Origin of the sequence: Cognaticolwellia mytili (assembly GCF_002104475.1) — a bacterium.
GTDB classification, from domain to species: domain Bacteria; phylum Pseudomonadota; class Gammaproteobacteria; order Enterobacterales; family Alteromonadaceae; genus Cognaticolwellia; species Cognaticolwellia mytili.
In genome coordinates, this window is the sequence record NZ_NBOF01000001.1 from 125,065 (window position 1) to 137,390 (window position 12,326).

At 38.0% G+C, this 12,326-nt stretch carries 11 protein-coding genes; 9 read left to right on the forward strand and 2 right to left on the reverse strand.

What is annotated here, in order from left to right; translation table 11 throughout:
* Positions 1 to 54: 54 nt before the first annotated feature.
* Positions 55 to 1,404 (reverse strand): Na+/H+ antiporter NhaC family protein, encoded by a 1,350-nt coding sequence (locus B7C41_RS00450; protein ID WP_085296801.1) that lies wholly within the window; start codon positions 1,402 to 1,404, stop codon positions 55 to 57.
* Positions 1,405 to 1,834: 430 nt separating this feature from the next.
* Here B7C41_RS00450 and B7C41_RS00455 point away from each other — a divergent pair, with 430 nt between their 5' ends.
* From B7C41_RS00455 to B7C41_RS00465, 3 genes are all read left to right on the forward strand, one after another.
* Positions 1,835 to 2,290: a disulfide bond formation protein B gene (locus B7C41_RS00455; RefSeq protein WP_085296802.1), complete on the forward strand. Its 456-nt coding sequence runs from the start codon at positions 1,835 to 1,837 to the stop codon at positions 2,288 to 2,290.
* Positions 2,283 to 2,933, forward strand: coding sequence for a DsbA family protein (locus B7C41_RS00460; RefSeq protein WP_085296803.1), 651 nt, complete (start codon positions 2,283 to 2,285; stop codon positions 2,931 to 2,933). The genes B7C41_RS00455 and B7C41_RS00460 overlap by 8 nt, the downstream gene beginning before the upstream one ends.
* A 392-nt stretch (positions 2,934 to 3,325) precedes the next feature.
* Positions 3,326 to 3,721: a universal stress protein gene (locus tag B7C41_RS00465; RefSeq protein WP_085296804.1), complete on the forward strand. Its 396-nt coding sequence runs from the start codon at positions 3,326 to 3,328 to the stop codon at positions 3,719 to 3,721.
* A 382-nt stretch (positions 3,722 to 4,103) separates the two neighbouring features.
* Here the strand turns inward: B7C41_RS00465 and B7C41_RS20360 are convergent, their stop codons facing one another.
* Positions 4,104 to 4,781: a PEP-CTERM sorting domain-containing protein gene (locus B7C41_RS20360; RefSeq protein WP_235839566.1), complete on the reverse strand. Its 678-nt coding sequence runs from the start codon at positions 4,779 to 4,781 to the stop codon at positions 4,104 to 4,106.
* A 559-nt stretch (positions 4,782 to 5,340) separates the two neighbouring features.
* On the opposite strand from B7C41_RS20360, the gene B7C41_RS00475 reads away from it, so the two are divergent.
* From B7C41_RS00475 to carA, 6 genes are all read left to right on the forward strand, one after another.
* Positions 5,341 to 7,035: a hypothetical protein gene (locus B7C41_RS00475; RefSeq protein ID WP_085296805.1), complete on the forward strand. Its 1,695-nt coding sequence runs from the start codon at positions 5,341 to 5,343 to the stop codon at positions 7,033 to 7,035.
* A gap of 627 nt (positions 7,036 to 7,662) precedes the next feature.
* Positions 7,663 to 8,679 carry a ketopantoate reductase family protein gene (locus tag B7C41_RS00480; RefSeq protein WP_085296806.1) on the forward strand — a complete coding sequence of 339 codons (1,017 nt, stop codon included), beginning with the start codon at positions 7,663 to 7,665 and terminating at the stop codon, positions 8,677 to 8,679.
* A gap of 164 nt (positions 8,680 to 8,843) precedes the next feature.
* Positions 8,844 to 9,467, forward strand: a complete 624-nt coding sequence (locus B7C41_RS00485) for an FKBP-type peptidyl-prolyl cis-trans isomerase (protein ID WP_085296807.1) — start codon at positions 8,844 to 8,846, stop codon at positions 9,465 to 9,467.
* 141 nt (positions 9,468 to 9,608) lie between these two features.
* Positions 9,609 to 10,037 carry a hypothetical protein gene (locus tag B7C41_RS00490; protein WP_085296808.1) on the forward strand — a complete coding sequence of 143 codons (429 nt, stop codon included), beginning with the start codon at positions 9,609 to 9,611 and terminating at the stop codon, positions 10,035 to 10,037.
* A gap of 25 nt (positions 10,038 to 10,062) precedes the next feature.
* On the forward strand, positions 10,063 to 10,869 hold the full coding sequence (gene dapB / locus B7C41_RS00495) for a 4-hydroxy-tetrahydrodipicolinate reductase (RefSeq protein WP_085296809.1): 807 nt from the start codon (positions 10,063 to 10,065) through the stop codon (positions 10,867 to 10,869).
* A 299-nt stretch (positions 10,870 to 11,168) separates the two neighbouring features.
* A complete protein-coding gene (carA, locus tag B7C41_RS00500; RefSeq protein ID WP_085296810.1) occupies positions 11,169 to 12,302 on the forward strand; it encodes a glutamine-hydrolyzing carbamoyl-phosphate synthase small subunit in 1,134 nt (377 codons plus the stop codon).
* The last annotated feature ends 24 nt before the right edge of the window (positions 12,303 to 12,326 follow it).

Sequence of the window (12,326 nt, forward strand, 5' to 3'; positions counted from 1 at the left end):
ACTAAAATAAAAAACGGTGAATTAACTCGCCGTTTTTTGTTTAAAAATACCATGCTACTTCTTGGTTATACGCCAAAAAGCGAAGCTAGCAACGACCAATAAAATCATCGGGTAATAAGCATTGGCAACAACTTCTAAAGGCGATATTTTTAAGGTTGCACCGAGCAATAATGCCTGAGCGCCGTAAGGTAATAAACCTTGGTTTATACAGGCAAAAATATCTAATAAGCTGGCTGAATGGGCTGGGCTTAACTCTCCATCTTGTGCTAAGTCCTTTGCTGTTTCACCGGTAACAATAATAGAAACCGTGTTGTTAGCGGTAAAGAAGTTACAGCTAAAGGCTAACGACGCAATACCAATACCGGCAGCGCGCTTTTTATTATTGGGACTAATTTTATGTGTTAACCGCTCAATACTGGCTGTTAGTGCACTTAAGCCACCTTGGCGTTTAATTAACTCACTTAAACCACCAATAAATAATGACAAAATAAAGATGTCTTGCATGCCTGCAAAGCCTTTGTTGATGTCACTTACCCAACTTGCCAAGTGATAACCATTATTTAACATACCAATAGCGGCCGCTAGAACGATGCCAATAATCAACACCATGAATACATTCATACCGCTAAGTGCTAACGCTAATATAACGATATAAGGCAAGAAGCCAATAATATCGAGATCTTGGCTCGCTTGATGATCTAAGGTGACACCATTCGCTGCGAATATAATTAAACAAATTATTGCTGCTGGCACGGCAAACTTGAAGTTAACCCTAAACTTATCTTTCATATGTGCGCCTTGACTTCGAGTAGACGCGATAGTGGTATCAGAAATAATGGATAAGTTATCGCCAAAAATAGCGCCTGAAATAATGCAACCGGCAATAACACTGGCACTGATATCAGATGACTCGACAAAGCCTAACGCAATGGGCGCAATTGCAGCGATGGTACCCATTGAAGTACCCATAGCAGTGGCAAGAAAAGCAGCAACTAAGAACAGCCCTGGTAATAACAAGTAGTCAGGAAATATCGACAAGCCAAGTTGCACGCTAGCATCAACACTACCTGTGGCTTTTGCTACCGTAGCGAAGGCGCCTGCTAACAGGTAAATAATACACATGGTAATAATGTTTTGATGGCCAGCACCTTGAATAAACTGGCTGATTTTTTCATTAACGGTATCTCGTCCCATGGCAATTGCCAACAATATCGCTGGAATAATGGCGATGCTGGCAGGGAGTTGATAAAAGGCAAACTCGACACCTTGTAGGGTTAATACAATGCCTGTGCCGAGAAATAAACCGAGGAAAACCCCGAAAGGCAGTAGGCTTTTTAAGCTGGGTTTAATGTTACTTTTCAACGGTGGATTAGCAGAGAGCTTGTCAGATAGTTCAGTTGTCATGAATAAGATCTTATTAGTTATTATTATTTTTAATCGAATTTAACAATAACGATTTTTTGTGGAATGTCTATGAAGGAATGCATTATATGGTGTTATTAAACTTTGTCAATCTAGACGTCTAGAAGTTTATGTTGAAGGTGGCCTGACTCTTTTATCGCCTGCAACAACTGTTATATGTATTAAATCCTAAATATCCTAGAGTTATTAATTGCACTTTTAGAGCATAAAGCATCTAAACGTGTTGAATTTTCATAAGTAATGCTTAACTTGATAAATCCTGAGTAAATAATATTCAGTTTAAACCGAAGTTTATTGATGCCTATTAATATTTGAGTGACGAGCGTTTTAATAACAACGGTAGCTATATTATAATGGGTGACCACTTTGACATTGAAGTTATATGAATTGACGTTACGTAAATTGAGGTACTATGAAAAACACCGACACTGGTACTAGTGTTTCATCGGCTTGGCTTTTAGTCTTCGGTTGTTGGTTAATTGCAACAATCGCGACGCTTGCGAGCCTATTTTTTAGTGAGGTCGTTAAATTACCGGTATGTGTTTTATGTTGGTATCAACGTATTGCCATGTATCCATTGGTGTTAATGCTGCCTGTCGCATTGTTTCCATTTGACGATAAAATAATTCGATATGCAGGCGTACTAACATTGTTTGGCGGCTTCGTAGCACTATTTCATGTGCTACTTGTTGCCGGCGCTATCCCTGAAAGTGCACAACCTTGTGTTGCTGATATTCCGTGTTCGGAAACCCATTTAAATATTTTTGGTTGGCTTAATATGCCAATGATGTCTTTATTAACTTTCGCCGTTATCGGCATACTACTGTTTTTTGCAAACACTAAATCTAACCGAGGTTACCTTGAATAAAAAAATACTATTTATTAGCACAGCCGTTGTACTTTTACTGGCTTTTATTGCTGCGACATCGTTGTTTCAAACACAACAAGAAACGAAAGGAAATGAGCTGGCTGATAATAACGTTAATGCCGTAAGTCGAATGGGGTCGCCAAGCAAAGGTGCTGTTGATGCTAAGGTCACTATTGTTGAGTTTTTTGATCCCGCTTGTGAAACTTGTGCACAATTTTATCCGTTAATTAATGACATCATTAAAAATTATCCAGGAAAAGTAAAAGTTGAAATGCGTTACACACCATTTCACAAAGGTGCGGACAAAGTTGTTGCTATGCTTGAAGCTGCTCATTTGCAAGGAAAGTTTTGGCCTGCAATACAACTGTTATTTGCTAATCAGCAAGGTTGGACACGCCATCATACCGCGCAGCCTGAGCTAGCATTACAATTATTATCGACTTTGCCGTTAAATCAGCAACAGCTACAAGCGGATATGATGAGTGAGAAAGTCATGAATATTATTGCACAAGATGTTGTCGATGCTAAAACGCTTGAAGTACGTGCAACGCCACAATTTTTTGTCAACGGCAAACCACTAACGCGCTTTGGTTATCGAGAATTGGTTCAAATGGTTGAAGAGGCTATTGTGATTGCTTACTAGGTTATTCCTTTAACTGCAGACTCAACTAATTTGGTGATGATATATCGAACACTGTTTGGTGTATCATCACTTTAAAATATAATGCCTTAGCGGGCTCAAACATATCATTATTGTCATTACTTCTAAACACCCACATAACGTTGTATTTCAAACTTCCAACTTGAGCGCTACCTTGAGCCTAAATGTTAGATTAAAAACTCCTTTGTTCGTTGATATACGTCAATTTATTAGGTTGAATTTTGTCACCTGTCTGATAAGTTTAAATAGTCGCTATTGCAAATAAATAGATTGAAAACGTTGTAATAGAGATTGAAAAATAATGAACCGTTTGGGTTTATCTCTAGCTGAGATTAGTTACTCTTTATATCAATAGTAAAACTTAAGGATATCAAATGTATAAAACTATAATTTGTGCAATAGAAAATAGTGATGAAGGAGACCAAGTTCTGGCTAAAGCATATCAGCTTGCTCAATTATGTAATGCTAAGCTGTTTGTTACCCATATAATCTCTTATACACTGCTTCCTAGTGACTATCAGAAAGAGCTAAAAGAAAATGCTCAACCGGCAATTGAAGCAAAAGCGGCAGCTTTAGATATACCATTGAAAAATGTGACCATAAAGTTTGGCAAAGCGTACGAGCAAATTTGTGACCTTGCAGAAAGCAAGAGTGCAGATTTGATTGTGCTAGGCACGCATTCAAAAAAAGGTCTTAATGCCTTGATTGGCTCTACGGCGAATGCTGTAGCAAATCATGCGCAATGCGATGTTTCATTAATTAAAATTTAACCTGTTAGCTATTTTTCAGTTTCAAGTTTCTGATTATTTAGCATGGTAAACATTCAGCATAATGTAGACAGTAAAAAGCAATTCAAAATGTAAAGGGAGTGGAGTGTATTTTGTTATTGTTGCTTGTGGAGTTGTTGGTGGATATTTTGACATGACACTCACTTCAAATAAAACGTATGCCCGCTTTTCTAATAAAATCGATGCCTTTACTAAATAATTGTTGTTGGGTGCAGCTCTAAGACATTAGTTGAAATTGTAGGTAACACAAATACCTGTTCCAGGCGCACCACAATATAAAATTAATTATTACCAAACCCCAGAAACAAAAAAACACCAATCATTACAATTGATGTTTTCTAGAATCGAATATTAAAAAACTATATTAATATTGTTTCTTAAACCTACGTGATGCTAAGCCAATCATTCCCAATGCTAATATGGCCAGAGTTGTTGGCTCTGGTACTTCATTAGAATGGCCGCTTGATGTATTAGTAAAAGAGAATCCAAGGTCATTGTATATAAACGGTCCATTATATAAATCTTCGAAGCTAACTAGAACCTCGTTTGTTTGAAATTCCGGTGAAGGTAACCCAGATGCTTGAACTCGTGCATGGATAGATGCATCAGGATTGCGGCTAGCTGCCCCTGTGAAATAGTTCTGACCCGTATTAGTTACCTCTAATCGAAAAATAAGCTCCATGCCAATTGTGAAGGAGCCAAGATTTAATGTATCCCCTATTGAACTCGTATGATTGTTGAAAATAAACAAATCAATACCTGGGCTAACTCCATCAACTAAATATAAATTATTACTATAACTGGCGGAGTTTCCTTTATATGTGGCAATAATATCACTTGTGGAAGAGGCAAATACCCCTAGTCCATCACCCGTTGTTGCTATGAATGTGGCATTGGCTGCTAGAGGAAGTGTTAGCAATAAGCTCAAAATTGCTGCTCGAAAGTTTAAGATGGCTTTTATCATTTTATTATCCTTAATTATCATTTTATTATCCTTAATATTAGGTTGTTGTTTTATGTACCAAAAATCAACGATTTCCATTCAGCAGAAATCATGCCAAAAAACATTAATCCTTTTAATACAAAAGAATAAAAAAATATACCAGAGCATTCTCTTTTTATTAGTATATGGTGTAAAAAATACGGACATTTATGGTAAGTTTCAAATGGAATGACTATGCCTGTTCCAGATAAATATAAATTAGCAGAACAATTTTATGTGCTGAAAGCCTTAAAAGTTGTTTCTCCCTACCATGGCGTCATATATTCTATTTATATTTTAGTAATTTACAATAATAAGTGGTTTATTTCTTTGCCTGTTATTTGATGGTTGATATGACTGCCCACTAACCAGCAAAGACATTCATAATCGTTGACACTATAGGATGGATATCCTAGAGCCATTAAAAATTAGCATTTAAATTTAACCACGATAACTTCCTTAGTTACTTTTAACACCCGCACAAATGTCTGTTATTTGAACAGTTATATGTATGAATAAAAGAAGTATGTGATATTGTTATGAGATAGAGGTGCTCTATACTATTGCGATGTGTGAATTAACTGCAGATTGAAATTAAAAAAATAAAAAAGGATTTTAAATGAATGAATTCAAAAAAAGGAATTTTTTAGGTGCTATTTTAGTCACCATTCTAGCTCTTTTTGTTAACAATGTTGTTGCCAACTCTTCTCCAAAATCAGAGCCTACACGCTGTGTTTATCCAGGGCCTTTAGGCGGTACCACACTTTATAATAATAGCTTTGTCGCGCTTAAGTCAGATCCTGCAACGCCAATCGAACAATGTGACTTTGGTTCAAGTTGTCGGCAAGATGCAAGGTTAGACAATGGTAAGGCGCAATGTATTCGTTCAACGACTAACGAAGAAAGTCCTTATTACAATTATGCTTGTGGTGCATACACGGAGCACGTGCTTTTTCAAACAAATCTTGAAGTTGATTGTCGTTGTCGTGTAACAGGGACTGGTCATAAGTATTTAAATCCTTCTGATAAAAATACTGATCCTGAAGAAGGTATTGTTAACTGCGCTAATCCAAATAAACAAATGAAAACTAGATGGCCGGTTAAATATGGTAAGGGACCAAAATTTGATGCGTGGAGAAAACAAAAAGGCGCCACTAGATGGACTGGAGGAATATTTCGTCCGGAAACTCGAGAGTTTTTCTCAGTGGTTAGATGGACTAATCCAAACTATCAGAAAACAGCAACTATTGTTGCATGGAACATAGACACTAAAGACAGACGAGTGGTATCTGGGCTTTATCCTGATAAGCGTCGTGGTATGAAAGAGTATGGTTCTGGCTATTTGTCAGATGGAATACAAAAAAAACATGACAAGCAACCGCTTACTGGCGCGTCCATTATGAAGTGGGGCAGTGATGGTATGATTTATCTTTTAGCGGGTGGGTCGGGTGAGTCTACAAGTAAGCGTCCAGAAATTATTAAAATTAATCCAGACACAGGCGTTCGTTCATTGGTTTGGAAAGCAAAAAACAAAAAGTTTTCCCCTACAGCAGATGAAAAGTATGGCCAATGTTACCGACCTAATGGCAAGTATCCAAAGCAAAGCAGTGTAGAAATAATGGCATTGGCTTTTGCTATGGGGCCAAAAGATGAATTTTACCTCTCTATGCATGATGTACGTGCAGGTGATGCCATTTTAAGAATTAGCGCAGATGCTAAAACGTGCACACCTATCTCTGTTTGGGGTAATGCCAAAGGGCATAATCCAGGAGGAAAGCAAAAAAAGGCACCGGCGTATACAAAGATTGGCAAGGGTAAGTTTATTCAGTTCCCGGTGAAAGGTATGCTCTATCATGATGACCCAGAAAATGGGCCTATGATTTTGGGTGTATCAAAAGGCGATATGTATTCATTCGCTCTTGAAGATGGCTTTCGCGCATTAGAGACATTTGAAAATGGAACTTACAGTGGCATAGGTTATACAAGAATGGTTTATATGGAAAGAGATGGGCGTGGCTTTGTCATGGCAACCGGTAATGATGCGGGTGCTCATGCCATAGTTGAGTTAGGCGTTGGCACGCGGGAACCTATTAAATCCGATGTAAAAGATATGGACGACCCCATTTTAAAATCTCGTTATGGTGTTCGCAGAAGTGTAAATATGAATGGTTCGCTTGGCAATGGAAACAGTATTAATATGGGGGGGATGATGATTGATCCTAAAAATCCAGATATCGTATATGGTGTGTTAACCCATGGAGCTTTAGTGCAATTAGAACTCTCAACGTTCAATAGTATGGTTTGGTCATATTAATCATTATCAGTTATTTTTATTATGGAATACCAACTAGGCAACTCGTTGGTATTCTTCTTTAAAAGTTTATAATATCTCAGCTTTTGTATTTTGAGAACGTTTGACCTTTTTTGAGATACTCGCATAAATACTAGAAATTCTCATTAAAACTTCCACTAGTACATCATTATCTGTTGCTAAAACTTGGCGTTCTGGCATACGATTTTTATTGAGGAGAATATAAGGTTCATGGAAGTGCTTTGATAATAGTTGTCTTTAAATAATACCGGTTACGTTAATTATTTTGTAGCGAGGAAAAGTAATTTTCTCTACTTCATTTTGACCGTGAAAAATGATCAGCTTATTAGCGTGATTACGATAAATAAGAACTAACGTCCGATTCTGTATTAACGCGAACATTAGGCTAGGTGATCCTTGCCAATCACAAATGGTTATCAAGCGTTAGTAACTATCTAAGAAGTGGACTCATTAAGTAATTAGCAATCTTAAAAAGCATAGCCAGTCATACACGCCAAATTAAAACTATTTATCTTAGGTCACCTTTTCAAATAAATTGAATCTTACCGTTGTTTTCAGCTTAACTGCCTGACCATTTTAGCTTTAGCGTGGTAAACTTCAGGTAATTTAATGAGTAAGAATAAATTCAATAGTAAAGGAAGTGAAATGCATTTTGTTATTGTCGGTTGTGGTGCCGTTGGTGGGTATTTTGGTGGGCGTTTAGCACAGTATGGTGAAAACGTCACTTTTGTAGCACGAGGAAAGCAATTTCAATCGATGCAAGCATCAGGGTTAACCATTAATAGTATTGATGGCGATGTAACGCTAGATAAAGTTAATGTTCTTGATGCTGAAAACTTAACTGTTGAAAGTTTAGTAACGCCTGCTGATGTTATTTTTCTTTGTGTTAAGTCGTACCAATTGTTGTCTGCCATTGCTCAGATTAAACCATTAATACATGAGAATACTCGTGTTATTCCGTTATTGAATGGTGTTAATGCTGCTGACGTAATACAAGAGCAGGGGGTTAGACCTGAAAACATTTTTGGCGGTTTAGCTAAAATTATTGCTGAGAAAACGACTGAAGGCGTAATAAAGCATACTGGCGCAAAACCTCATATCACTTTAGGTGCTTTTACTCATAAAAATCTGGCACATGAGAGCAAAGAGTTAGTATTGATGGCGAAAACTGCTGACACAGGGCGACTTAGCAATATTGCTAAGTGCTTAAAACTAGCTGGTATTAGCGTGGGGGTCACCAGCGATATTGAACTGGCATTATGGCGAAAGTTTATTTTTGTTGCTGCATGGGGTGCATTAGCGTCAGCCCGAAAACTTAACTTAGGGGAAATGCGCACGCAAAGCCATATTGAATTTTTACTTGAACGTATTATTAATGAGTATGCTGATATTGCCCGTAAAATGGGCGTGAACCTTAATAATAAGCATATTAAAGAAACTTTAACCTTTCTTTCTCGTTTACCTGAAACCAGTGAAACATCAATGCAGCGTGATATTGCCGCCGGGCAACAATCGGAATTTGATATTTTGGTTGCGTATCCGATGGCACAAGTAACGGCACTTAATTTATCGGCACCTGTGTTAACACAATGTTATCAAAAGTTAATTGCTAGCATGAGTAAATAGCAGTGAATTAAGTAAGCTCGTCGTCATCATTAAATTGAGCATAAGCAAAAGCAAAAAAATTATAATAAATAACAAAATTACTCGTGCAAGCACTACAGAGTGATTTAACTTTATGCTATTATTTCGCGAATTTTTATCGTATCAATTAATGTGAAGATTAAATAATGTCTGAAAATAAAATCGAAACTATCGAACAACGCGTAAGCTACGGTGTAGGTCGTCAATTAGGTGACCAATTACGTAACAACCCTTTTAAAGAATTTGATGTATCTGCTGTTCAAGCAGGTTTAGCTGATGCGATTGCTAACGCAGCTAGCCAAGTATCAGATGAAGACTTAAATGAAGCTTTTGGTATTGTATCTCAGAAGATGCAAGAACTAGAACAAGCTGAAGCGAAAGAAAAATCTGCTGAAGGCGAAGCTTTCTTAGTAGAAAATGCTAAGCGTGATGAAGTAACTACAACCGAGTCTGGTTTACAATATGAAGTACTAGCAACAGGCGAAGGCGAAAAGCCAACAGCTGCTAGCACTGTACGTACGCATTACCACGGTACTTTCATCAACGGCGATATTTTTGATAGCTCTGTTGATCGTGGTCAACCTGCTGAATTCCCAGTTGGTGGCGTTATCGCTGGTTGGACTGAAGCATTACAGTTAATGACTGAAGGTTCAAAATGGCGTTTATACGTACCATACAACTTAGCGTACGGCGAACGTGGCTCTCAAGGTGCCATTCCTCCATATGCAACTTTGGTTTTCGAGGTTGAGTTATTAACCATCGTTAGCTAATTAAGCTATTTTTTAAAAGCCCTCAATTGAGGGCTTTTTTATGTACAGGATGTACGGTATGTCATGATCACATGGATGTGAAAGAATGACGATGCACGAGATTATCTAACTACTCACCAAATATTAGCAAAGTTAGCTCATATGAATTCTATACAGCAAGAACTCGAACAATTATTTCAACGTTATCTAAAAGCGTTTCATCAGCAAAATATGGTGCAGACGCAGCAATGCTATCAACTACCGTGTACTTTGCACACGCCAGATAAAGTAGTACTTATTGAAGATGATAGTGCATTTGAGCGAGAGTTTTTAGATATATTTACCGTACTTAGCCATGCTGATATAACGCAGTTTGTCGCGTTGAAGGCGAGTTTTAGTGAGTTAAGCGAAAATCTGCTATTAGCCTGTGTTGATTGGCAGTTTATTGGCCCGAACGATGAGGTTTTTACCGACTTTTCAGCTTTTTACCATATTGCATTTAACGATGGGCAATGGAAGATTTTCAATGTTGTCTCACAAGAGCTAAGTCAGTCGGTTCAGTTAAATACCCCTTTTAATATATCTTTATAAAACTAGTAAGTAGGAAGAAGTAGTCATGAAAGTGAAAGTAGCTATTTTAGGATGTAGTGGACGTATGGGCCGCAATTTAATACAAGCGGCTATCGAGCATAAATCAATAGAACTCGTTGGCGGCAGTGTTCGTAAAGGCTCATCATTTGAAAACTTTGATCTTGGTGAAATAGCAGGTATTGGCGCAATTGGCAACAAAACCACAACTGACTATCAGACGTTACTGGCTGCAGACGTGTTAATTGACTTCACTTCAATTGAAGCCACGCTTGAGCACATACAATGGTGCAAGCAACATAATAAAGCGTTAGTTATTGGTACAACCGGTTTTTCAGACCAACAAGTAGAAACTATTAAAGCGGCTGGCGAACATATTCCGCTAGTGTTAGCGCCAAATACCAGTGTCGGGGTAAATTTACTGTTTAAACTGCTCGAAATTACCGCTAAAGCTATAGGCGACTATACTGATATAGAAATTTTTGAAGCGCATCACAGATTTAAAAAAGATGCTCCTTCTGGTACTGCCGTGAAAATGGGGCAAGTTATTGCTGATACTTTAGGCAGAGACTTAAATAAAGTAGCCGTTTATGGCCGAGAAGGGATCACTGGTGAAAGAGATTCAAGCACTATTGGTTTTGCAACTGTGCGTGCAGGCGATATTGTTGGTGAACATACGGCTTACTTTGCTGATATCGGTGAACGACTAGAATTGACACATAAAGCCAGTTCAAGAATGACTTTTGCACTTGGTGCTATGCGAGCAGCATTTTGGTTAAGTGGAGCGCCTGCAGGTTATTACGACATGCAAGATGTTTTAGGCTTGAAAGATTAATCAAGCTATCTAGTTAACGAAAACTTGACTAAATGGTTAGTATTTTCGGTTATTTTGTATAGATAAGTATGGTTTTTGGCGTCTTTGTAGTGATTTCGTCAAAAACGATGGGTTTTTACATTTTTTACTAGACGAAAGAAACTTCCAAGCGTAAAATGAGTGGATTTTGTCAAAAATTTACTGTTCATGATGAACTGATTTTAGTTTTTGGCATTTTTTGTGCGTAACGCTTTTGTAATTAATGGTGAAGTTATTAGTTGTTTCATCATTAGTATTCTTTCTTCTTAACGGAGGTTAAATTGACTAAATCTGCTATTTTAGTGCTTGAAGACGGCACTGTATTTAAGGGCACCGCTATCGGTGCAGAAGGGGCGGCTGTTGGTGAGGTAGTATTCAATACTTCAATGACGGGTTACCAAGAAATTCTGACCGATCCCTCGTATGCAGAGCAAATTGTTACCCTAACGTATCCACATATAGGTAACACAGGTACCAATAGCGAAGATGAAGAATCTAGCACTATTTGGGCTAAAGGTTTAGTTATTCGTGATTTACCGCTATTAGCGAGTAATTTTCGAAATGAACAAAGTTTAAGCGACTACCTAAAAGCTAAAAATATTTTAGGTATTGCTGATATTGATACACGTAAATTAACCCGTATTTTACGTGAAAAAGGTGCGCAAAACGGCTGTATACTTGCTGGCGACAACCTAGAAGAAGCAACGGCTTTAGCGCAAGCGAAAGACTTCCCTGGCCTTAAAGGTATGGACTTAGCAAAAGTTGTTTCTACTGAAGAAGCATATCAGTGGACAGAAGGCAGCTGGGAGCTTGGAAAAGGGCACATCACTCCAGAAAACTCTAAGTTTCATGTAGTTGCTTACGATTTCGGTGCTAAACGCAATATTCTACGTATGTTAGTTGACCGCGGTTGTAAACTTACCGTAGTGCCTGCACAAACTTCTGCCGAAGATGTATTAGCATTGAATCCTGACGGCATTTTCTTATCAAATGGTCCTGGTGACCCTGAGCCTTGTGATTATGCTATTACGGCAATCAAAAAATTCTTAACAACAGATATCCCTGTATTTGGTATTTGTTTAGGCCATCAATTGCTTGGTTTAGCCAGTGGCGCTAAAACCATCAAAATGAAATTTGGTCACCACGGTGGTAACCATCCAGTGAAAGACTTCGAACGTAACGTTGTGATGATCACTGCACAAAACCATGGCTTTGCTGTCGATGAAAACAACTTACCTGAAAACTTGGCTGTGACACATACATCATTATTTGATGGTTCAATCCAAGGTATTCATCGTACGGACAAGCCAGCATTTAGTTTTCAAGGTCACCCTGAAGCGAGCCCTGGTCCTGCCGATGCAGCGCCGTTGTTCGACCATTTCATTGACCTAATCGTTGCTGCTAAAAAAGCGTAGACCCTAGACAAGAGAAGAGAGATT